Raw genomic sequence first — 22,718 nt, forward strand, 5'->3', positions numbered from 1 at the left:
GCGCAAAAGTCGCATTAGACTGGTGACGGTGCATGTCGGTTCGCTGTCCCGGCTGGTGCGACCGACACCCCCGCCCCGCGGGTTGGGGATCGCGGTCGCCGCCTTGCTGATCGCGGTCGAGACCCTGCTGGTCTATCCGCTGCAGTCGGTCATGGCATCGTACTTCCCGGGCTTCGTCTACATCGTCGGCGTGCTGGTCGCCTCGATGGTGTGGGGCATGTGGCTCGGGCTCGCCACCGCGGTGGTCAGCACGGCGGCCTTCGTCTTCTTCCACGTCCAGCCCGTCGACCGGTTCGCCGCCTCGGACATGCGGCAGGTCGTCGAGCTGGCGGCCCTGCTCATCGTCGCGGTGGCCACGAGTACGGTGGCGGACCTGTCCCGGCTGCGCACCGTCCAGGCCGAGGAGTCTGATCTCACCGCCGGGATGGCCCGGCTGCTGCTGCACGCCGACGACCTTCCCTCGGTGCTGCCCGCTGTCGCACAGTGCATCGCGCGGTCCCTCCAACTGCCGGACGCCGCGATCGACCTCGCGGCCGTCCCCGGTGATGACCGGCACCTCGCGTTTCCCCTGCGCGCCAGCACTGTCCAGCTCGGGACCCTGATCGTGCCGGCCGACGTGCCCGAGCAGACGATCCGGCGGCTGCAGGACTGCGTCGTGCCGTCATTGGCGTCCCTGCTGCACGCCGGCCGGGAACGTGCGGCCGTGCTGGACTCGCTGGAAACCAGCCGTGAGCAGCTGCGCCGGCTCGCCGCCGAACAAACCGCGCTCGGGCGGGTGGCGAAGCTCGTGGCCCACGGTAGTCCCCCGCCCGACGTCTTCCATGCGATCACCACCGAGCTGCACGGGCTGCTGGGTGAATACAGCACCTGGCTGTGTCGCTACGAGCCCGACGGCACCGCCAGCGTTGTCTCGACCAACCTCGCCGACGAAGGCTCGGACCAGATGAGCTGGCCCATCGAGGGTGAGAATGTCCTGGTCAAGGTGCGCAACACAGGCCGCGCGGCCAGAGTGGACGGGTTCGAGGACGCGGCCGGCCCCTTCGCCGCCATGGCCCGTGACCTGGGTATCCATTCCGTGGTCGGGGTGCCGATCGTGGTCGACGGGCGGCTGTGGGGCGTGGCCGGCGTTTCGTGGACCCGGCCCGAGCCCCTGCCGGCCGACACCGAGGCACGCGTCGCGGACTTCACCGACCTTGCGGCGACCGCCATCGCCAACGCCCACAGCAAGGCTGAGCTCGCCGCGTCCCGGGCCCGGCTCGTTGCCGCCGCGGACCAGGCCCGCCAGCGCATCGAGCGCGACCTGCACGACGGCGCGATCCAGCACTTCCTCGCCGTCGCGATGCAGCTCAGTGCCACGCAGGCCGTCCTGCCGCCGGAGATGCAGCAGGCCAGGGACGAGCTGTCCCGCGCCCTGTGCAGCCTGAACAAGGCGATGGACAACCTGCGGGAGATCTCACGGGGCATCCATCCGACGTTGCTTGCCTCGGGCGGTCTGCCAACCGCGCTCAAGGCACTCGCCCGCAGATCCCCGATACCGGTCGACCTCGACCTCCACACCGACCAGCGCATGCCCCCGCTGGTCGAGACGGCCGCGTACTACATCGTCTCCGAAGCGCTGGCCAACGCGGCCAAACACTCCCGCGCCACAGTCGTGAACGTGCAGACGTCAACCCGCAACGACATGCTGTGCCTGTCGATCCACGACGACGGCATCGGAGGCGCCGACCCGCACTGCGGAACCGGCCTCACCGGCCTGCAGGACCGCGTCGAGGCACTCGGCGGAGACTTCACCATCACCAGCCGCGCCGGCGAGGGCACCCTGCTGCAGGCCACCATCCCGGCTGCCCCCACCCCCGGTTCTCCTGCGTAGTGGCTGTTGCGGCCGGCGCCTTGCGGTTTGCCGGTCGGACGGCCGGGCAGGGGAATGGGCAATGCCGCTTGTCGGGGGGTTCGGTCATGCGAGTGGTGGTGAACCTGACGCGCTGCCAGGGGTACGCGCAGTGCGCCTTCCTTGCTCCCGAGGTGTTCCGGATGCGCGGCGCCGAGGCGCTGATGTACGACCCGGAGCCCAGCGACGTGCAGCGCGAGCGGGTGCTGCGAGCGGCGGCGGCCTGCCCGGTGCAGGCCATCCTGGTCGACCACGTCGACGACCGGGAGGCCGCCATGGAGTCCGCGACGACCGGGCCGGCAGTGTCGGCGACGACCGGGCCGGCGGCGTCGGCGAGGACCGGGCCGGCGGCGTCGGCGAGGACGGCCGCACCGTCGCGAACGGGCGGGCACCCGTCGCCGGACGGACATGGCGCGGCGCTCGAGGCCTTCCGCCGCAGCGGCCGGATCGTGATCGTGGGCGCGTCGCTGGCCGGCCTGACCGCCGCGGCGACCCTGCGCCGGGAGGGCTTCAAGGGCTCCCTGACGATGATCGGGGACGAGCCGTACCGGCCCTACGACCGTCCGCCGCTGTCCAAGCAGGTGCTCGACGGGTGGGTACCCCCGGACCACACCACGCTACCCCGCGTCGACGAGCTCGGCGCGCGGTGGCTGCTCGGCGTGCCGGCAACCGGGCTGGACCCCGCCGGCAGGCAGGTCCGCCTCGGCGACGGCGGCGTCATCAACTATGACCGCGTGTTGATCGCCACCGGTACGCGGGCCCGGCCCTGGTTCAACGCGGACGAGGCCGCCCTCGACGGCGTGTTCGTGCTGCGGACCCGCGACGACGCCGCCGGCCTGCAGCAGCGGCTGGCCGCCCGGCCCGGCCGGGTGCTGGTCATCGGCGGCGGGTTCACCGGCTCGGAGGTCGCCTCGGCCTGCCGGGACCGCGATCTGGCGGTCACCCTCGTCGAGCGCGGGCCCACGCCCCTGGTCGGCGCGCTGGGCGGGGTGATCGGTGCGGTGGCCGCCGACCTGCAGCGTGAGCACGGCGTCGACCTGCGCTGCGGGGTCACCGTCACACGCCTGGAGGGTGACACGGCCGGGCGGCTGCGCCGCGCCCACCTCTCCGACGGCAGCACCATCGACGCGGAGGTGGCCGTGGTGGCGCTGGGCGCGGTCCGCAACACCGAATGGCTGTACGACTGCGGCCTGGCCGTCGGCGAATGGGGGGTCGGCTGCGACGCCGGCTGCCGCGCCTTCGACATCAACGGCGTGGTCACCGACGACGTGTTCGTCGCCGGTGACGTGGCCCGTTTCCCGCACCCGCTGTACGACTACCAGTTCCTGGCGCTCGAGCACTGGGGCAACGCGGTCGCCCAGGCCCAGGTGGCCGCCCACAACATGATCAGCGCCCCGGCCGAGCGGTGGCCGCACCTGGCCGTCCCCGTGTTCTGGTCGGTGCAGTTCGGCACCAACATCAAATCCGTCGGGGTGCCGACGCTCGCCGACCAGGTCGTCATCACCCAGGGTTCGGTGGCGCAGCGCAGGTTCGTGGCCGCCTACGGCTACCGCGGCCGCCTGACCGCCGCGGTCGGGTTCGACCAGGGCAAATGGCTGGAGTCGTACCAGGCCCTGATCGAGGCCGGCGCGCCGTTCCCGCCGGATCTGCGCGGGGTTGACGAGCCGACCGACGAGCGGCCGGTCGCGGCGCAGATTCCGGACCACCGTATCCGCAACCGCCACGCCACCGTCTCGGTGACCGGCCACGACCCCAGCGAGCGCCGCGCCGAGCTGATCTACCACCGCTGACGTGCCGGCGCGCCCCCGCCGGCGCCGCACCACCGAGGAAGGCACCGTCATGGCACAGGCCAGCATCTATGAACAGATCCTCGACCCCGCCAACCGGGCCAACCCGTACCCGCTCTACACGCAGCTGCGCAGGACCCCGGTGACGCGGGAGGCCGACGGCACGTACGTGGTCAGCACCTACGCCGAGATCCTCATGCTGCTGCACGACCACCGGGTCAGCTCCGACCCCCGCAGCCGCGCCGAGTTCGCCGAGGGTCTGCCCGGGCTGCCGCTGTCCTTCATCAGCCGGGACCCGCCCGAACACGACCGGCTGCGGGAGCTGGCCACCCGGCCGTTCGGGCCGCCCTGCACCCCGGAGCGCATCGAGGGCATGCGCCCGTGGTTGACCGAGACCACCGACGACCTGATCGGCAACCTCGCCGGCCGGCACCGCATCGACATCGTCGACGACTTCGCCTATCCGCTGCCGGTCACCGCGATCTGCCGGCTGCTCGGCGTCCCCCGCGAGGACCAGCCGCGCTTCCACCACTGGGCCGACGGGCTGGTCGAGACCGCCGACCCGACCACCGGCACGTTCGCCGAACGCCAGCGCAGGCGGAACCAGATCACCGGCGAACTCGGCGAGTACCTGGGCGGGCTGGCCGACGACCACGCCGCCCGCCCCGGCGACGACCTGATCTCCGGACTGCTCACCGACACCGGCCCCCACGCGCCGATGGCCCGCGCCGACCTGCTCAGCACCTGCGCGTTGCTGCTGGTCGCCGGCCACGAGACCACCGTCAACCTCATCACCAACGGCATGCTCACCCTGCTGCGCCACCCCGACGTGCTCGACCGGCTGCGCGAGGAACCCGACCTCGTCACCCCGCTGGTCGAGGAGCTGCTGCGCTACGAACCGCCGGTGCAGCTGCTGACCAGCCGCACGGCCCTCGCCGACATCGACATCGCCGGCACCACCATCCCCCGGGGATCGCCGATCGCGCTGATGCTCGCCGCGGGCAGCCGTGATCCCGGCCGCTTCCCCGACCCGGACCGCTTCGACCCCGACCGCACCGACAACGTCCACCTCGGCTACGGCAGCGGCATCCACTACTGCTACGGCGCCCCGCTCGCCCGGGTCGAGACGCAGGTCGCCCTGCCCGCGCTGGCCCGCCGGCTGGTGAACCCCCGCCTCGTCGCCGACCCGCCGCCGTACCGGCCCAACCCGACACTGCGCGGCCCCCGCCACCTCCTCGTCGACATCGACGCCGTCACCCCGGCGACCGGGACGGCGGCCCGCGAGCGTGTCCTGCGGCCGGCCCACCGATAGCTCCTGCGAGTCTCCTGCGCGCCGGTTCCTACGGATCACCGGTTCCTACCGGATCACCGGTTCGATCGCCGGCTTGCCGGGGAGGTACGTGGGACTGCACATCCGGCGCTGGGAGGGATGCGTCATGGCGGACAAGGACGACGTCTTCGACGTGGTGGTGATCGGCGCGGGTCCGGTCGGGGTGACCGTTGCCGCGCGCGCCGCACGGGGTGGACTGAGCGCGGCCGTGGTCGAGGAGCGCCTGGCCGGCGGCGAGTGCGAGTACTACGCGTGCATACCGAGCAAGGCGCTGCTGTGGCCGATGGAGCTCGCGGCCGAGGTGGACCGGATGCCCGGGCTGCACCTGCGCGGCCCGATCGACGCCCCCGAGGTGCTGGCCCGCCGCGACGAGACGGTGTCCCACCACGACGACGGCCACGCGGTGAACGTGATCGAGAAGTTCCCGGCGACGTTCGTGCGGGGCCACGGACGGCTGGCCGGGCCGCTGCAGGCCGAGGTCGCGACGGCGGAGCATGGCACACGCACGCTGCGGGCCCGGCACGCCGTCGTCGTCGCCACCGGCAGCAAGCCGGCGATTCCCGCGCTGCCCGGGCTGGCCGAGGCCCGCCCGTGGACCAACCGGGAGGCGACCAGCGTCCAGCAGGTACCCAAGCGGCTGGTCGTGATCGGCGGCGGGCCGGTGGCGTGCGAGATGTCCCAGGCGCTGCATTCCCTCGGCGCCGAGGAGACGACCATGCTCGTGCGCGGCGAGCGGCTGCTCACCCAGGCCGAGCCGTTCGCCGGCGAACTGGTGGCGCGCTCGTTGCGCGAGTCGGGCATCGACGTGCGCTTCGGCCGTTCAGTCGCCCAGGTCGAGCGGCCGGTGCCGGGCGGCCCGGTGACCGTGCACACCGACGACGGTGCACGGATCGACGCTGACGAGATCCTGGTCGGTACCGGCCGCCGGCCGGCGGTCGACGACATCGGGCTGGAGACGATCGGCCTGCGCGTGGACGGCCCGCTCGAGGTCGACGCCAGCATGCGGACCACCGCCGTCGCGGACGGCTGGCTGTACGCCGTCGGCGACGTCAACGGCCGCAACCTGCTCACCCACATGGGCAAGTACCAGGCCCGGGTGTGCGGCGACGTGATCGCCGCCCGCGCCAACGGCACCCCCGACGAGGCACCGGGGCTGCGCGACACCGCCGACGACCGGGGCGCGCCCCAGGTCGTGTTCACCGAGCCGCAGGTGAGCATGGTGGGGCGCACCGAGGCGCGGGCCCGCGCCGACGGCTTCAACGTCCGGACGGTGGAGTACGACATCGGCGAGGTCGCGGGCGCCGTGGTCCGCGGCGTCGGCTACACGGGCCGGGCGAAGCTGGTCGTCGACGAGGACCGCCGGGTGCTGCTCGGGGCCACCTTCGTCGCCTCCGACCTGGCGGACATGCTGCATTCGGCCACCATCGCGGTGAACGCGGAGGTCCCCCTCGATCGGCTGTGGCACGCCGTCCCGCCGTTCCCGACCGTCAGCGAAATCTGGCTGCGCCTGCTGGAGCAGTACGGCCTGTGAAGGCCGCCGCGGCGCTCACCACCGGCTCAGCCACATCGTCAATGAGCTGGCGGCCCGCGGCGCCGCCATGCCCATCCCCCGTTCGCACGTTTGGTGCCGAACCAGTCTGCGGCAGTTCCGATCTTCGCCGATGACAGCCACCGCCAACCCGTTGACAATTGGCGCCAACGTTGCGAGCAGGAGGGCTACACCGCGGTTGACCCCGGTTGCCGAGCCTGCTCGCGGTACGCCTGGGGCGTGACCCCGAACGTTGCCCGGAACAGCCGGTTGAAGTGGGTGTTGCTCGAGAACCCCCAGTGGGCGGCGATCGCCGCGGTCGAACGGTCCAGCAGCACGAGGTCGCGCTTGCACCGCTCGAGGCGGCGCATCCGGATCAGCTCGGCAACCGTCATCGGCTCGTCCTGGAACAGCCGGTACAACGTCCGGGACGAGACGTTGTGGGCCGCGGCCACCAGTTTCGGGGTCAGCCGCGGGTTGCCGAGGTTCTGGTCGATGAATGCTCTGATCCGGGTGCGCAGCGCGCGGTGCTGGGCGTCCACCGGCAGCATCGGCAACGCGTCGAGCTGACGGGCGAGCATCGCGACGATCAGGTCCAGCGCCGTGTTGCCGAGGAACGTCGCGTCCGACGCCTCGTACTGCTCAGGATGCTTCGCGATGTGCAGCAGGTACTGCCCCAGCAGCGCCCCCATCCCCTCATCGGAGGGCAGGCGCGCCGCGAACAACTGGCCGACCTTGGCGCGCGGCAGGGGCAGCACGGCGTGCGGGACCAGGACGGTGATCGACCCGGCCCGCCGCTGCGACGGGCCCGCCGAGTGGACCCTGTGGGATGCCTCATGAGGGCGGGAGGAGTCGACCAGGGCGAAATCGGCCGGCCTCAGCACTGACTCGCGACCGCCCTGCGCGATCACGCTGCGGCCCGTGGTCGGCAGCGACAGCTGATACAGCTCCGGGTCGCCGCGACGGATCATCCTCGGTGTCCGTCGTGTGTACAGCGACGGGTAGCTGAACGACGAGAGCCGGATATTCCCCAGCTCCGTCACCCGCATCCAGGCGTTGAAGTCGCCGGCGTGCTCGCTCTCGAAAAGCTGCGGCAACGCCTCCCGGGCAATAAGGTCTGACCAGTAGTCGAACCGTTCCTTGGCCGGCAGCTCCGACACGTCGACGGTTTGCGTCACGAGCATCTCGGCACCACCCTCCATTGCCCGGTTTCGCCGCACGCCAATGTAGCGGAGAGCGGGCGGGGCCCCGGCGTTTCGCGGTGGCCCGCGGACACCGTGCGCATGATCACATCACCGGAGATGGCCGGAGAGGTTGTGGTCGCCATCGATATAGGGTGACCATGAGAACAACGCTGAACGACGCTGTGTGACGGTCAGCGCGGCAAGTCCTGCCTTGGCTCCGGTAGGGGGTACGTCGTGATCGTGGCCGAGGGGTGCGAGCAAGCGGAAGCAGTCGCGCAGGCGATCGGCACGGACCTGTGCCGGTGGGGGCGCGCCGGGGGTGCCGACGTCGACCTCGGCCTGGCCATGCGGCTCGCCGGGGTCGTGGCGGCGATCACGCCCGACCTGGACGTCGCCCGGCTCACCGTCCTCGCACGCTACACCCTGTGGACCTTCCTCGTTGACGACGAACTGGACGATACGGCCGCGGACGCGGCGGTGCTCGCCGGGCTGGCCGCCCGTCTTTCGAGGGTCGCCCGGGCAGCGCCCGCCGGCAGCGGGGCGCCGCACGTGCTGGAAACCATGCTCGCCGAGCTCGTCGAGTCGCTGCGGGCGGCTTCGGCGTCGCCGGCGCTGCTCCATCGGTTCTCCGACGCGCTGTGCGTCGCGATCGACACCGGCGTGCAGCACACCGTTCGCGCGCAAGCGATACGTCAGCGTCGCGCCGCCGCCCCGACCGTGGTGGAGTACCTCTCGGTCGCGGCCCACCACGTCAACTACCGCAGCTTCGCCTACGCCCTGCTCATCCTCGCCGGACCGGACCCGGCGTCCGTTGCCGGGGCACGGACCGACATGGCGCTCACGGCCGCCGCCCGCGCGGTCCGGATCGCCAACGATCTCAGGTCGGTCGATCGCGACCGCGCCGCCGGCCGGCTCAACGTCATGCTGCTGCCCCCGGGGGCGATGGACGCGGCCGCGCTCGAGCGCCAGATCGACCACTACGTGCGGTTGCACGACCGCCTCCTGCGTGACGTCGCCGAGGCCGACGTGCTGCGCCGGAGCCTCCGCGTCGCGGTTGGGATCTACCGCGTCACCGACCTGCGGTAAGGGGATCAGATGCAGCGCGTTGCACCGTGGCGAGCCGTCCCGGCCCTGGCCCGCGATCCGCTGACCGCCCTGGAGCGCATCGGCGCGGCCAGCGGCGGCGAGATCGTGCGGCTGAACCTGGGGGTGGTCCGGCCGCTGCTGCTGACCAACCCCGACCATGTCCAGCGGGCGCTACGCGAACGGCCGGCCCAGTACGTCCGTGAGGGCATGCTGTGGAAGCCGCTACGCCGGCTGGAGGGCGACGGCATCGCCAGCGACGGTCCGAACTGGCAGCGCAGCCGATCGTTGCTGCAACCGATCTTCACCGCCCGCAGCGTCACAGCGGTCCTCGACACGATGGCCGACGCCATTGAGGGCGCCGTCGCCGAGCTCGAGGCCGACGGACGGGCCGGCCGGCCGGTCGCGCTCGTCGAGGGGATGACGCGGGTGGTGTTCCGCGCGCTCATCCGGGCCTTCTTCGCCGACCGGGTCAGCGCCGAGGAGGCGGGGGTGCTCGGCGCCGCCATCTCAACCGCGTTCGCCGCGCTGGGCTGGCGCATCGCGCTGCCGTTCGTCCCCGACTCGGTTCGCCTGCCCGGCGACAAGGCATTCCACCGGGCCGTCCGCCAGATCGACGCGATCGTGTACCCGCACGTTCGGCGGGCGCGCGACGCCGGCGCCGGAGGGCACGACATCCTGTCGCTGCTCGTCGCGGCCCGCGACGAGCACGGCCAGCCGCTGACCGACCGGCAGGTCCGCGACGACGTGGTGTCGATGTTCGTCGCCGGCACCGAGGCGACGGCGTTGACCCTCACCTGGCTGTGGATGGTCCTCGACGCACACCAGGACGTCGCGGCCCAGGTCGCCGCCGAGGTCGACCGGGTCGTCGGCGGGTCGGCGCCGACGCAGGCGCATCTGGACGGGCTGGGCTACACCAAGATGGTGCTGCAGGAGACGATGCGGCTGTTTCCGGCCGGCTGGCTGATCCCGCGGACCGTTGCCGAGCCCGACGTCGTCGACGGGGCGCCGATCCCGGCCGGCGCGACGGTGCTGATCAGCCCGTACGTGATGCACCGCCTGCCGAACCTGTGGGAACAGCCGGCCCGGTTCGACCCGGCCCGGTTCGCGCCGCAGGCCGGGAGGCGTCACCGCTACGCGTACCTGCCCTTCGGCGGCGGCCCCCACCAGTGCCTCGGCAATCACCTCTTCATGGCGGAGGCGCAGCTCATCGTCGCGGCTGTCCTGGCCCGCTACCGGCCGACGCTGGTCGGGTCGGGTCCGCTCGTGGCGCGGGCAACGGCTGCGCTGCGGCCCCGCCGGCCCGGGACGCTGCTGTTGCAGCGCCGCTGACGGAGAGCTGCTGCGCGGCGGCCAGGGCCGCGAGCCGGGCGGCCCGGATGACGCGGAGCGGGGCGTAGAGGTCCTTGGCGTGCCACAGGCCCCGCTGGGGGCCGGTGCCCGGGTGCTGGCGCAGGTACTGCGCCCCGGCCGCGACCGCCGCCGCGACGTTCAGGCTCGAAGGGCCTTTGGCCAGCGTCTGTACTGCATACGCGGTCTCCTCCACGGTGCCGCCCCAGCGCCCCCAGGACCCGTCGGGGTGCTGCGTCGCCAGCGTCCACGCGACCGCCCGGTCGATTGCCCGGACGGCGCCGGGGTCTGTGCGGGGTCGCAGGGCATCGACGCAGCCGGTGGTGGCGTAGTACGGCGAGGCGTGCCACTTGTCCCACCAGCAGCCGTCCTCATGCTGGGCCTCGAGCAGCCAGGCCGCGGTGGAGTCGGCGAACGGGGTCAGCCGCGCCCGCTCACCGGGCCGGGCCGCCATCACCTCGTGCAGCGCCTCCAGCGCGTGGGCGTTGGTGCTGACCGATGGGGTCCGCTCGGTCTCGAAGCACCGGAAGTACTCGCCGGTGTGGTAGCCGAGCAGCCCGTCGACGGGCCGGGGCCGGCCGTGGCGGTGCAGAGCGGTGATGACGGCCGCGCCGTCGTCGCAGTCCGGCGGCAGGCTCGGTCCCGCCGGCGCTCCGGCCACGCCGAGCGCCGTGTCCAGGCTGTCCAGGATGTCCGCGATGCCGGCGGCGGCCGCGGCGCCCGCCGGGAGCGCCGAGAGCACCCAGGCCCGTTCGAAGAAGGTGATCGGCGAGACGCCGGCGACGGGCCCGCCGCCGTCGGACTGCAGCCGTTCGAGGTAGCGCGCGGCGGCTGCGGCGCCCGGCGCGTCGCGGTCGGGTCCGTCGCCGAGCCACGCCGCGGTCGCCGCCGGCGAGCAGGCGATCATCCCGTCCTCGTGGGGCCGCACCAAGGCGGAGCGGGTCGCCGCCGGGCCGAGCGCCTCCAGCGACGCCCACCACGTCTGCGGGATGACCGCGCCCTGGCCGAGCCGGGCGGTCACCCGATGCACCGCGTTCGGGTCCATGCCCTCCGGCACCGCGAGCCGGGCCACCGCCCCGATCTCGGAGATCGGCGCGTCGAGGTGGCGGTTGATCGCATCGATCAGCGCGGGCACGACGACCTCGACCGCGATCGTGTCCGGCACGGGGGCACGGGCGCCGGACCAGGACTGCAGCGCGGCCAGGCCACGCCGTGCCGCGGCGAGCATCCGGGCCGCCGGGACGGCCGCCGGCGGCCGGGACAGGCAGGCGAGCATGGCCTCGGTGGCGCTCAGCGTGGGCACCAGGGCGTAGCCGTCCGGCTCGCCCCAGCCGCCGTCGTCGCCCTGGGTCGCCAGGAGAAATTCCAGCCGGGCGGCGTGGCCCGCCAGCGACGGGGTGAGACTGATCACCCTTGCCGTGTCGTAGACCGATGCGGAAACCGCGCCATGCGGGTCAGCGGCGGTCTCGGCGATCAATGTTTCGGCGGTCTCATCGTGATCGGGAAGCAACTGGCCTGCATTGACGTCTTTGCCCAAGGAATATCCCACCACGCATCGGCACCCATTCGAAGGACCCGAGTGTACGACTTCGGCTGAGACTGATACATTCCCCGCCTGTGTCCGCCGGGTGGCTTTGCCCATTCGGTGACGTCCGGCGCGGCCCGCTGAACACCAACGGTCGCATTCCCAGCCTCGCATCGGGACGGGTGAATGAACTTGGTAAGCATGCGCAGGTCCGGTAAACAACGCGGTACACGGCTACGCTCCAAGGTCATCGCTCTGCTGCTGTCGCTGGTGGCGCTATGGGCCTTCGCGGCGTGGGTGACGCTGCGCGAAGGACTCAACGTGCTGTGGGTGAGCAGCCTCGACGGCGGCGTCGGCCGGCCGACCGAGTCGCTGGTCGCCGCGCTGCAGGCGGAACGGCGCCTGTCGGTGATCTACCACGCCAGCGCAGCCAACCGCGACGCCCAGCGTCAGGCGCTGGGCGAGCAACGCAAACGCACCGACGAGGCGATCGCCACCTTCCGCACCAACACCGCCGCAACCAGCGTGTCCCTGGCGGCCGACGGCACGCTCAAGACCCGCATCCGCGACCTGACGGCTCTGCTGGACCGGCTCCCCGACCAACGGGCCGCCCTCGACGCCAGCACCGCCGCGCCCGCATCGAGCACCGCGGGCGACTACACCAAAATCATCGATGCCGCGTTCCGGGTGTACGGATCGATCTCCGCCTTGGACGACCCCGAGATCGCCAAGGAGTCCCGCACGCTCATCGCGCTCACCCGCGCCCGCGAAACCCTGTCGCAGGAGGACGCCCTGCTCTCCGGCGTCTTCGCCGTCGGCCGGTTCACCGGCACGGAGCCAGCCGACTTCGCCGGCCTGGTGAGCGTGGCGCGCTATGCCTACGCGGAGGCGTCCGCCGACCTGCCGAGCCCGGAGCGTGAGCAGTACGACCGGCTTATCGCCGACGAGGCGTTGACGAGGCTGCGCGCGGTCGAGGACAAGGTGATCGCGAACGCCCGGCCGGGCTCGGCCGCCCCGGTCACCATTGCCGAATGGACGGCCGCGATCAGCGGCGCCACCGATGAGCTACGCCAGTTCGAGCTGGTGTCCGCCGACCAGACGCTGCAGCGCGCCACGCCCGCCGTCATCGGTGTCATCGTCCGGCTCCTGCTGGCCGGCGGCCTCGGCCTCATCGCCGTCATCGCCTCGATCGTCATCTCGATCACCACCGCCCGGAAGCTGCTCGCCCAGCTGATCCGGCTGCGCGACGCCGCCGACGAACTGGCCGGCCAGCGGCTACCCGCCGTCATGGCGAAGCTGAGCCGCGGCGAGACGGTCGACGTCACCGCCGAGGCGCCGCCACTGGAGTTCGGTACCGACGAGATCGGTCAGGTCGGCCGGGCATTCAACGCCGTGCAGGAAAGCGCCGTGCGCGCCGCCGTGCAGCAGGCCGAGCTGCGCCAGAGCGTCCGCGACGTGTTCTACAGCCTGGCCCGGCGTACCCAGACCCTGGTGCACCGCCAGCTGCGGACCCTGGACGCCATGGAGCGGCAGGAAACCGACACGGCCGCGCTGGCCCGGCTGTTCAGCGTCGACCACCTCGCCACCCGGATGCGGCGCAACGCGGAGAACCTCATCGTGCTCGCCGGCGGCAAGCCGGGCCGCACCTGGCGCCGGCCGGTCGCGATGGTCGACGTGGTCCGCGCCGCGCTCGCGGAGATCGAAGACTACGGTCGCGTCAACGTCCATCAGATCCCGGCGGCGGGCCTGGCCGGCCGCGTCGTCGCCGACGCCGTACACCTGCTGGCCGAGCTGATCGAGAACGCCGCGTCGTTCTCCCCGCCGCACACCAGCGTCGACGTCAGCGGCCAGGTCGTCGGCAACGGCTACGTGGTCGAGATCGTGGACCGCGGCCTCGGCATGAGCGATGCGGCGCTCGAACAGGCCAATGAGCAGCTGACCAACACGCCCGAGTTCATGCTGACCGGCAAGGTCCGGCTCGGCCTGTACGTCGTCGGCCGGCTCGCCGACCGCCACGGCATACGCGTACAACTGCGGCACTCGCCGTACGGCGGGGCCACCGCGATCGTGCTGTTCCCGAATACGCTCATCGTCCCGACCGGCGGCGAGCAGGCCGAACCGCTAGCCGCGCTCGACGCGCCCGCCGAGGAAACCGACGCCGACGAAACCGCAGCACCGGCCGCCGCCGTCGGCCGCCCGGTCCCGCCCGTCATCCCGGATCGGGACCTGCAACCTGCCATCAGCCCGGCGCCACCGGCATCGGCGAGCGCCGACGCCGCCCCGCCGGCCACGGTCTTCGGCCTGCCACGACGCCAGCGCAGGGCGGCCCAGCACGCCGCGAGCGGCAGCGCCGCCGACTCGGTCACTCCCGGCAGCCCAGTTTCAAGCGCTCCGACGCCCGAGCCGGAGCGCATGAGAACAGCGGTCAGCGCCTTCCAGGCGGGCCTGAAGCAGGCCGGCCGCCTGCCCAGGCCGGAACAGACCACGCCGGCGGGCGCCTCAGCGGCGACCGCAACTGATGAGCAGCCGTGACGCCGCTCTCCCCGGCGATCACCGACAGCATAGAGAGGACCCCATCGTGGGACAGGACTCGACGGCACCCCACGACCTGAGCTGGCTGATGCAGGACTTCGTCCACCGCATCGACGACGTGCAGCATGCTGTCGTGCTCTCGGCCGACGGCCTTCGCATCGCCTCCTCCGACGCGATCGGCCGAGATGATGCCGAGCACCTTTCCGCGGTCGCCTCGGGAATGCAGAGCCTGACCCGCAGCGTCGCGACGCGGTTCCCGGTCGGCCCGATCCAGCAGACCATCATCCAGTACGACAAGGGATTCCTGTTCGTCATGGCCGCCGGCCACGGCGCCTGCCTCACCGTCCTGGCCGGCCCGGACGCCGATGCCGGGCTGGTGGCGTACGAGATGGCCATGCTCATCACCCGCGCCGAAGAGCACCTGGCCGCACAGCCCCGGCCGCACATCTACCAGGCGAGCGGGGGGTGACCCGACGACGATGACGACGCCCTACAACACGCCGGAAGAACACGACGACGACCTGTGGGTCGACGCTGATGCCGGACCCGTTGTCCGTCCGTACGCCATTGCCCGCGGCCGCACCGAACCTCTCGCCGGCGACTTCGACCTCATCACCATCGTCGTGGCCGGCCGTACCCTCACCGCGGCCGACGTAGGGCTCGGCCCGGAGCACCACGCCCTTGTCGAGCTCTGCCAGCAACCGCAGTCCGTCGCCGAGTTATCCGCCTTCCTCGACCTGCCCGTCGGGATCGTGCGGGTCCTGCTCGGCGACCTGCTCGGCCGGATGCTCATCCGAGCGCACAACCCGAACCCGGCCGCCACTCCCCCGTCCGACGACCTCTTCGAAGCGGTGATCCGTGGCATTCGACAGCTCTAGCGCGGCCCGCGGTGCCGCGCCAATCGTGCCCCAGGCTACGAAGATCCTCGTCGCGGGCGGCTTCGGGGTCGGCAAGACCACGCTCGTCGGCGCGGTCAGCGAAACCCTGCCGCTGCGCACCGAGGAGACGCTCACCGAGGCCGGCGTCGGCATCGACAACCTCACCGGCGTCGCCGGAAAGACGACCACCACGGTGGCCATGGACTTCGGCCGCATCACCATCAGCAGTCAGTTGGTGCTGTACCTGTTCGGCACCCCCGGCCAGGACCGCTTTTTCTTCGTCTGGGACGAGCTCGCGGTCGGCGCGCTCGGCGCCGTGGTCCTTGCGGACACCCGCCGCCTCGAAGACAGCTTCCTCTCGATCGACTACTTCGAGCGGATCGGCATGCCGTTCATCGTCGCGGTCAACTGCTTCGACGGCGCCCGCCAATATGAGCCTTACGAGGTGAGCGTGGCCCTCGACCTCGGCGCGGAAATCCCCGTCGTCCTTTGCGACGCCCGCAGCCGCGAATCGGTCAAGTCCGTCCTGATCACGCTGCTGAAGCATGCCCAGCAGCGGGCCCAGCTCCAGCGCACCGGCGCCGCGACGTCCTAGCGCCCCCCGGTCAGCCCATGAGATGGCGGCCAACGAATGGCAACAGGGCAACCCGGTGCAGGCCGAGATCGCTCTTCGGACGCTATGGGCGGACCAACGCGAGATACTCGGCCCCGAACACCAGGATGCGCTGCTCACCGATGACGCGCTGCGCCAGATCCGGCGGGCCATGGGAAGCAGACACGGCACGGCCCGCAAGAGGAAGGCACGCCGCGCATGACGCCACAGCAACGACTTGAGCTGTACCGCCGTCTCGGCGACAGCCGGCACGAACTCGCTGACTATCTCGCGATCCCGGCATGGCAGCGGCAGCGTTTCATCCAGGGCAATGAGGCGCGCATGATTGTGGAATGGCTGGAGCAGCGGACCAAGCTGGCCGAACTCGGCCCCGCCCTGCTAGCGATCGGGCGCGACGATCTCGCGGAACTGACCCGTGCCGCCCCGGCCGGCCGTGAAATGCCGGCTCGGCCCCTGCCCGAGCGGACAGCGGTGGTCTTAACCACGTATGACGCTGAGACGCTGGCGGTGACGGGCCACCTGCAGGAGGAACTCGATCAACTGGCACGCAGGGAGGAACGGGGCACGCTGTTCGAAATCGGGACGTTCGCTGGCGAACGCAGCAACTGGAAGGTGGCCATCGCCGAGATCAGTGCCGGCGGCGTGACCGCGAATGCGGCAATCGGCCGCGCCAGCGCCGCATTCCAGCCGGATGCGGTCCTGCTGGTCGGGGTGGCCGGCGGCCTGCAGGATCTCGCGCCAGGCGACGTGGTCGCCGCTGACGCTATCTATGATCATGACGCGGGCGAGGAATACCCACCAGAGGTCAAGATGCACGCGCCAGGACACCGGCTCCAGCAGCACGCCCGGCTGGTGGCGCGGCACGGCCGGTGGCAGCGGCAGATCCGGCCGCCGGGCCCTGCCACCCCGCCGCGAGCGGTCATCAGGCCGGTCGTCCCCATCGGCAATGTCGTCGGCGAAGACCGATCAGCGGCTGCCGCACGTCTGCGCCGGTGCTGTAGCGATGCAGTCGCCGCGGGGTTTGAAGGACTGCTACACGGGGCGTACCTCGGACGCCGCACCGAGGCTCTGGCCGTTCTTGGCATCAGCGAGATGCTCGGCGTCGACGAGCCGGTCGGCGACGAACACCGGCGGTCGGCGGCGGCCCGGCACGCGGCCGCGTTCGCGTTTACCGTCTTGGACAGCGCCGGTAGCGAACCGGACGCCCAGCCCGCCGCCGTCAGCGGCACGCCCGGCCGTTACACGGTCAACATCACTGGCGGCCAGGGCGTCCGGATCGGTGATCACAACGTTCAGACCAACCATTTCGGCCAGTAGTCAAGCCTCGGCACGTGGATCAGGAAAGTTGCGACACCCGCACCTGACCAGCCAGGTCGCGTTGGAAGAGGCTCACTGTCGAAAGGTTCCTTGAGTAAGCCAGTCAATGCTTAACGACGATACAACCGTGGCGCCTCAGTAGTGCGGATGCCGCAATGTGGCAAGCGTTATCATGCTCGCGGCTCGGTGGTGCCGATCGCGATCCTTTCGGCCGCTGCGCTTCGTGACACGTCGGATGAGCTCTCAAGAACAGCTGCCGCCGACGGCGTCGATCATGCATTGGTTCGTGAAGCGATCTCGACTAAGGTGGTGCTCGGCTGGCCATGTCCTATTCGACGGATGCGCAGCGGGAGTTCTGCACGAGGCTCGGTGACGACTGGATCGACCTGGTCACATGCCTGGGGGTACCGCCGTACGAGCAACGGAGATTTCGCACCGGGTACGAGCCTCTGGACACTTGGCACTGGCTCGAGCAGCGCAAGCGGCTCGACGACCTTCCGACAGCTCTGCTGGCGATCTCCCGTGGCGACCTCGCGGACGTTCTGTATCAGGGCAGTCTCGGGGATCACCGTGGCAATTCCGTAGATCCTGCGGTTGCGCTTGTGATGGAGGACCTGGCGAAGGAAGTCCGCAGGGAGTGGCAGCAGGAGGCGATCCACCGGCAGGTGGTGCAGCCGGTGCCTCTTCGGGTGCGCTGGTCGTCCACGGGACGGGCGGTAGCGGCGAGCCGGCAGATGGTGGTGTCCGACGGTTCGGCAGCGGATTGGCATACCTTGCCGCTGCATGGCAACGTCGACGAGATCGCGGAACGATTCGTCGAGCTCCCACGTAAGCAATTGGTCGTCCTGGGTGAGCCGGGGGCTGGCAAAAGTGTGCTGGCGATACTGCTGACCTTGCAGCTGATCGAGAGGCGGCGCGTCGGAGCCGCCGTGCCGGTATTGCTGCAGGTCGCTTCCTGGAATCCCGTGGAGGAGGCGATCGAGGCGTTCCTATTGCGCCGGTTGCGGGAGGAGTTCACCTTTCTTGGCAGGTCCGTTGCAGACGGTCGAACCATGGCGGACGCCTTGCTGTCCCAGGGCGGGATTCTGCCGATCATCGACGGCCTCGACGAGGTGCCGAGCGGGTGCCATGCAGCGGCGGTGCAGGCGCTCGACTCGTTCGCGGCCGACGACCGCGCCCTGGTGGTGACCTGTCGGAGCCGCGAGTACGAGCAGGCAGTCGTCGGCAGCGGTGTCGTCATCTCCCGGGCCGCGGTGGTTGAGATCGAGCCGGTCGACGTGGAGCAGGCGATCGAGTTCCTGACGAATCCGGCGCCGGGCCTGCCCCGATGGCAGCCGGTATTCGACCGGTTGCGCCAAGAGCCGGACGGGCCGCTCGCGGCGGTGTTGTCGACGCCGCTGATGGTGTCGCTCGCCCGCAGCGCATATCGCCCAGCGCACACCGAGCCGTCCAGGCTGCTGCAGTTAGCGGATAGGACGGCGCTTGCCGATTCTCTGATCGACACGTTCGTGGCGAGCGTCTACATCCCGGAGCAGGTCGCCCCGCAGGTTCGTGGGCGCAGCGTGCGGACCTACGACCCGGTCAGTGCTCGGCGCTGGCTGAGCTGCCTCGCGTACCAGTTGTTCCGCGTCGGCTCGCGTGACTTCTGGTGGTGGCAGCTTAAGCCGGGCCTGCTGTCGATCCACCCGGGGCGGGTGAACCGATGGCTTTCCGCACTACCCGCGATCGCTGCGACCGTGCTGGTCGGCCTTGTCGTGGGGCTGGTGAGCGGGGTGGCGGATGGGGGTCTTGCGGCGTTCGCGGCCGCGGCGGTCATCGCGATCAACGCCACTCGAGCGTTTAGGTCGATGTGGCCGAACGGATTTCCGCCGTACCTGCCGTCGAAGTATCGGTCTCGACGGTGGCGCCGACACGGCGGCGTCCGCATCTCGTTCGCGTTCGGGATCGTGTACGGGGTGGTCGTCGGCATCCTCGTCCACGACCTTGTCCTCGGCGGCATTGGCGGCCTGGCGTGCGGAGGCCTCACGGCTGCCCTCGTCGGCTGGCGGGTGCCGTCCAGGATCCGGCGATCCAGCCCGATCGCTACGGTGTGGGAGAACCGGCGGCTGGCAATCATGGCGGCCGCCCAGTTCGCGGGCATTGCCGCAACCGCCTTCGGTGGGCTCGAGTTCGGGTGGCTCAGGCTCGCGGTCACCTGGAACCTCGACGTTCCGGATCTCGACTCTCCGCTGGCGCAGTTTCGGTCCGTTGCCGTCGTCGCCGGCACCGCAGCGGCTGTCTACGGAACAGCGGCGGCCCTGCGTGCCGGCTTGAGTACCTGGATCAGCTTCCGCGTCGCGCACGGCTATCTTGCCCTGAACGGCCGGCTGCCATGGCGGCTGTGGGCGTTCCTGGAGGATGCGTACAAGCGTGGCACGATCCGTCAGGCAGGCACGGCGTGGCAGTTCCGGCACGCGCTGCTGCACGACCGTCTGGCCAGCCAGACGCACAAGGACCACCTTTTCAAGCAGGCGGAAGCCGGCGATGAGATTGCCAAGCAGCGAGTCGAGCGTCTGCTCCGCGATGAAATCAACGAGTCGAACCGCCTGACATCGTCGGCGCTGTATGAGCACGTCACCGTACGGGCCGCGGCCGAGCGCCTGTCCTATCTGTTGGCGACCCGCGACAAGCTCGCGCACCTGAGGGCGCAGGCGAGCCATGGCGACGCGCTTGCCGCCGCACTGTCGAAAGATGTCCAGATCGAACTGGCCAGGACCGCGAAACCTTGGGACCTGCATGCTGTGGACGCCCGTGGCGATGCGGTGTCACTGATCCTCGAGGGCCGCAGCGACGACGCTGTCCGGGTATTGCAGGACCGTGCCGCGGCAGGCGATCGGACCGCCGCCGAGTGGGCGGCGAGCCTAATGGTGGTCAGAGGGACCGTCGAGGAAGCGATCGTGGTGTGGCGGGTACGGGCAGACGCAGGCGACGACGTCGCGCTGTCCTGGCTCACCTACCTGCATCTGCTCCAAGGCCGGACCGACGACGCCGCGGCGGTGTGGCGGCCTTCCGCCGACACGGACCGATATGCCGACGCCCAGATGATCGCGTTGCGGAATCTGGATCGTCGGGTCGGTCAGCTGCGGGCGGGAGCGGCAGCCGGTGACCAGGGCGACGCGGCGCGGCTCGCTGCGCTGCTGATCGCGTTCGGGCGGGTCGATGACGTGCTCGAACTGTGGCCGAGCATCGCGGACCCTGACGAATCGACCACCAAGGCGTTCGTGCATCTGCTGGAGACGCGAAATCGCGTCGACAGTGCCATCGCTGTCCGGCTTAGAGACGCCGCCGACCCGGTGATCGGCCAAGCACTTGCCGAGCTGCTCGTCAAGCACGGTCGCTTGGTGCAGCTCCGCGAGCGGGCTGACGCCGGCGATCGGCCTGCCGTCATAGCGCTTGCCCAACTGCTGGAGGACTACGGGCAGGTGACGGAACTGGGGGTCCGGGCGGATGCCGGTGACCTTGACATGGCCGCCCGGCTTGCGCACGTGCTGGCCAAGACCGGCGACGTCGAGGCACTTCGAGCACGCGCGAAGGAGGGCGACATGGCGGCGGCCTGGCGGCTGGCCGAGGTGCTGGCCGTGAATGGGCACGTGGAGGAGTTGCGGGCGCTCGCCGACGCCGACGATGCTGCAGCGGTCCGGCGGCTCGCTGATCTGTACGCCGATAGCGGCGCCGTTGAGGAGCTTCGCGAACGTGCCTCCCGAGGTGACCTTGCCTGCGCGCGCCGCCTTGCCGACCTTCTTGCCGCGGAAGGATCCGTGGAGGAGCTGCAGGCCATGAGCGATGCCGGGGATATCTACGCCCGGCGGCAACTCGAGGTTGCGCTCGCGACACAGGTTCGTGAGGAGAGCCTGCGTGCTTCAAGCGAAGCGGCCGACCTGCGGGCTTCGGAGTGGTTGGCGGCGACACAGTCGGCGATCGGGGCAACTGACGTTGGGGATGCCGCCGTCCGTGCGCCCCGTCAATGGCAGGATGCAGAGGCGGCGCGGCTTAAGGCGGAGGAGATGGCCGCGCTGGGCGACTTCAGCGGCGCCATCACGCTGTGCCAGGCTCGCGTCAGCGCTGGCGACCGTTCAGCGAAACGATGGCTGGCTGCACTCATCGCGCAACGACCCGGGTCGCAGGTCGTCGACAGTTCATTCCCACAGGAGCTTAACCGTCAGCTCCGGCGCCGTGGTTGATCCGGGCGCCTCAGACCCTCGCCATTGAGAGTCCGCGGCACCGCCGGACGGGCCATGACAGGTGGATCTCTTGCAGTTGAAAGGGATCGATGGCTGCGCGACGGCTCGTGGCCGCGGCGGCGCGTCACAGCGCGGCTGCCCGGCCTTGCCATCGTGGACTCAGCACCCTCGGCGGGAAAGTCGTCGATGCGTTGATACCCATGCCGGCAGTGTGCCGGTTCGACGTCCGCGACCGCGGCCCGGGCCGAGGAGTTCCCGACGGCCACCCGTCCCTGCCGCCCAAGGACAAGTGGATGACCCAGGCGGGCGCAGTCGCGGCCTACCGCTTGAACGCGGACGGGTACCCGACCTGCGGGCTCACGGCCGCCCAGGCGTCGGCGCTGCCGGCCGCCGCCAAGCGGACGACGATGGGCGCGTTCAACGCGGCCCAGGGCATCGCCCCGATCGTCAAGGACGTCTATACCGACGTGTACGACGTCGCCACCGGTGAGCTGATCCTCAAGGCGATCGGCGTCGACGTGGTCGCCTGATCCGGGCGCTGGCCGGTGGTCGCCTTCGGGCGGCCGCCGGTCAGCCGAGGTCATGCTCCAGGATCGGCTGCCCGCCGCGCAGGACGGTAACCACGGTCTTCGGCCCGTTGGCGGGCCGCTGGACGAACTCGCCCGGCGGGTCGTGCACCCCGGGCGGCAGGTCCTCGCCGGGCACCGACGGCACCGCGACCGTGTAGCCGGGGGCCGCCAGGTCGAAGGCCACCCACCCGCTCGGCAGCCGACCGAGCAGCCCAGGATTTCGGCCACCCGGCGCTCATCGAGGTCCTCGTAGTGCCGCAGCACCACGACCGCCCGCTGCCGCGGCGTGAGCGTCAGCAGCGCGTCCCGCAGGGCGAGCGCAGCGTCGACGCGTCCGGCCGGGTCCGGTTCACGGCCCCCGCTCAGGCACCTCGCCGGTGGGTTGTTCGCCCCACCACCACCGCCGCCGCACGCTCGCGTGGGTGGTGACGAGGACTCGATGGGCGTAGGCGATCGGACCGCCCTCCCGGTCGAGGCGGCGCCACCTGACGTACAACTTCGCCAGCGCGATCTGCAGGAGGTCCTCGGCGTCGTGCTCGCTGCCGGTGAGCAGGAACGCGACCTTCTTCAGGCGATGGGCGCAGCGCTCTACGAACTGCGTAAAGTCCTCGCCGTCGCGCACCGTGACCCCCCGCCCGCCGGCACTCCTGCAAGACATACGCCCAGCCCGCCGCCGCGTTGACAGCGGGTCGGGTTCAGTCCCAGCCCGCGACGATGGCGCGGTTCACCGTGCTGGTGCGGCGGGTGGCGGCGTCGAGGGCGTTGCAGCCGCGGCCGAACGCTCCGTGGTGGTCCCGGCCCGATTTCGACGCCATCATGTTCGTCGCCGACGAAGCCACGTCCCGCCGAATGCGATGTGGTGCCCCCGGCGGGGCGGGTGGGGCGAGCCGGCCGGCCTGGGGCGGTGATCCGGC

The 22,718-nt window shown here is 71.1% G+C and carries 18 protein-coding genes and 2 pseudogenes; 14 read left to right on the forward strand and 6 right to left on the reverse strand.

Annotated features, from left to right (window positions below; translation table 11 throughout):
* Positions 1-28: 28 nt before the first annotated feature.
* The 4 genes from ACQEVU_RS33885 (at position 29) to ACQEVU_RS33900 (ending at position 6,536) form a co-directional block, all read left to right on the forward strand.
* Positions 29-1,870 carry a DUF4118 domain-containing protein gene (locus ACQEVU_RS33885; RefSeq protein WP_433330808.1) on the forward strand — a complete coding sequence of 614 codons (1,842 nt, stop codon included), beginning with the start codon at positions 29-31 and terminating at the stop codon, positions 1,868-1,870.
* An 86-nt stretch (positions 1,871-1,956) separates the two neighbouring features.
* Complete coding sequence (locus ACQEVU_RS33890; protein ID WP_433330810.1) at positions 1,957-3,678, forward strand: FAD-dependent oxidoreductase; 1,722 nt, start codon at positions 1,957-1,959, stop codon at positions 3,676-3,678.
* A 1-nt stretch (position 3,679) separates the two neighbouring features.
* On the forward strand, positions 3,680-4,987 hold the full coding sequence (locus tag ACQEVU_RS33895) for a cytochrome P450 (protein ID WP_433330812.1): 1,308 nt from the start codon (positions 3,680-3,682) through the stop codon (positions 4,985-4,987).
* 124 nt (positions 4,988-5,111) lie between these two features.
* On the forward strand, positions 5,112-6,536 hold the full coding sequence (locus tag ACQEVU_RS33900) for a dihydrolipoyl dehydrogenase family protein (protein ID WP_433330814.1): 1,425 nt from the start codon (positions 5,112-5,114) through the stop codon (positions 6,534-6,536).
* A 185-nt stretch (positions 6,537-6,721) separates the two neighbouring features.
* On the opposite strand, the gene ACQEVU_RS33905 is transcribed toward ACQEVU_RS33900, so the two are convergent.
* Complete coding sequence (locus ACQEVU_RS33905; RefSeq protein WP_433330816.1) at positions 6,722-7,717, reverse strand: helix-turn-helix domain-containing protein; 996 nt, start codon at positions 7,715-7,717, stop codon at positions 6,722-6,724.
* Between the two features lie 234 nt (positions 7,718-7,951).
* Between ACQEVU_RS33905 and ACQEVU_RS33910 the strand changes: the two genes are divergently transcribed.
* The gene (locus ACQEVU_RS33910) at positions 7,952-8,803 is read left to right on the forward strand and encodes a terpene synthase family protein (RefSeq protein ID WP_433330818.1); all 852 of its coding nucleotides are present in this window, start codon (positions 7,952-7,954) and stop codon (positions 8,801-8,803) included.
* A gap of 9 nt (positions 8,804-8,812) precedes the next feature.
* Complete coding sequence (locus tag ACQEVU_RS33915) at positions 8,813-10,132, forward strand: cytochrome P450 (RefSeq protein ID WP_433330820.1); 1,320 nt, start codon at positions 8,813-8,815, stop codon at positions 10,130-10,132.
* Between the two features lie 196 nt (positions 10,133-10,328).
* On the opposite strand, the pseudogene ACQEVU_RS33920 reads toward ACQEVU_RS33915, so the two are convergent.
* Positions 10,329-11,849, reverse strand: a pseudogene (locus ACQEVU_RS33920) (hypothetical protein); the annotation flags it as partial.
* A 27-nt stretch (positions 11,850-11,876) separates the two neighbouring features.
* Here ACQEVU_RS33920 and ACQEVU_RS33925 point away from each other — a divergent pair.
* From ACQEVU_RS33925 to ACQEVU_RS33960, 8 genes are all read left to right on the forward strand, one after another.
* Positions 11,877-14,207, forward strand: a complete 2,331-nt coding sequence (locus ACQEVU_RS33925) for a sensor histidine kinase (protein ID WP_433330822.1) — start codon at positions 11,877-11,879, stop codon at positions 14,205-14,207.
* A 46-nt stretch (positions 14,208-14,253) separates the two neighbouring features.
* Positions 14,254-14,676, forward strand: a complete 423-nt coding sequence (locus tag ACQEVU_RS33930; RefSeq protein ID WP_433330824.1) for a roadblock/LC7 domain-containing protein — start codon at positions 14,254-14,256, stop codon at positions 14,674-14,676.
* Positions 14,677-14,686: 10 nt separating this feature from the next.
* A complete protein-coding gene (locus tag ACQEVU_RS33935) occupies positions 14,687-15,085 on the forward strand; it encodes a DUF742 domain-containing protein (protein ID WP_433330826.1) in 399 nt (132 codons plus the stop codon).
* Positions 15,066-15,680: a GTP-binding protein gene (locus ACQEVU_RS33940; protein WP_433330828.1), complete on the forward strand. Its 615-nt coding sequence runs from the start codon at positions 15,066-15,068 to the stop codon at positions 15,678-15,680. Before ACQEVU_RS33935 ends, ACQEVU_RS33940 begins: the two co-directional genes overlap by 20 nt.
* Before the next feature lie 22 nt (positions 15,681-15,702).
* The gene (locus tag ACQEVU_RS33945) at positions 15,703-15,900 is read left to right on the forward strand and encodes a hypothetical protein (protein WP_433330830.1); all 198 of its coding nucleotides are present in this window, start codon (positions 15,703-15,705) and stop codon (positions 15,898-15,900) included.
* Complete coding sequence (locus tag ACQEVU_RS33950) at positions 15,897-17,015, forward strand: phosphorylase (RefSeq protein ID WP_433330832.1); 1,119 nt, start codon at positions 15,897-15,899, stop codon at positions 17,013-17,015. The genes ACQEVU_RS33945 and ACQEVU_RS33950 overlap by 4 nt, the downstream gene beginning before the upstream one ends.
* A 323-nt stretch (positions 17,016-17,338) precedes the next feature.
* A complete protein-coding gene (locus tag ACQEVU_RS33955; RefSeq protein ID WP_433330834.1) occupies positions 17,339-21,235 on the forward strand; it encodes a hypothetical protein in 3,897 nt (1,298 codons plus the stop codon).
* Between the two features lie 200 nt (positions 21,236-21,435).
* A complete protein-coding gene (locus tag ACQEVU_RS33960; RefSeq protein WP_433330836.1) occupies positions 21,436-21,765 on the forward strand; it encodes a hypothetical protein in 330 nt (109 codons plus the stop codon).
* A 40-nt stretch (positions 21,766-21,805) separates the two neighbouring features.
* Here ACQEVU_RS33960 and ACQEVU_RS33965 read toward each other — a convergent pair whose 3' ends face one another.
* From ACQEVU_RS33965 to ACQEVU_RS33980, 4 genes and pseudogenes are all read right to left on the reverse strand, one after another.
* Complete coding sequence (locus ACQEVU_RS33965; protein WP_433330838.1) at positions 21,806-21,988, reverse strand: hypothetical protein; 183 nt, start codon at positions 21,986-21,988, stop codon at positions 21,806-21,808.
* Between the two features lie 26 nt (positions 21,989-22,014).
* A pseudogene (locus tag ACQEVU_RS33970) lies at positions 22,015-22,245 on the reverse strand (sigma factor-like helix-turn-helix DNA-binding protein); the annotation flags it as partial.
* Positions 22,154-22,462 carry a sigma factor gene (locus ACQEVU_RS33975; RefSeq protein WP_433330840.1) on the reverse strand — a complete coding sequence of 103 codons (309 nt, stop codon included), beginning with the start codon at positions 22,460-22,462 and terminating at the stop codon, positions 22,154-22,156. The pseudogene ACQEVU_RS33970 and the gene ACQEVU_RS33975, both read right to left, overlap by 92 nt.
* A 37-nt stretch (positions 22,463-22,499) precedes the next feature.
* Positions 22,500-22,622, reverse strand: coding sequence for a hypothetical protein (locus tag ACQEVU_RS33980; RefSeq protein WP_433330842.1), 123 nt, complete (start codon positions 22,620-22,622; stop codon positions 22,500-22,502).
* Positions 22,623-22,718 lie beyond the last annotated feature (96 nt).

The sequence above is a fragment of the Dactylosporangium sp. CA-139066 genome (assembly GCF_050936175.1).
Lineage (GTDB): Bacteria > Actinomycetota > Actinomycetes > Mycobacteriales > Micromonosporaceae > Dactylosporangium.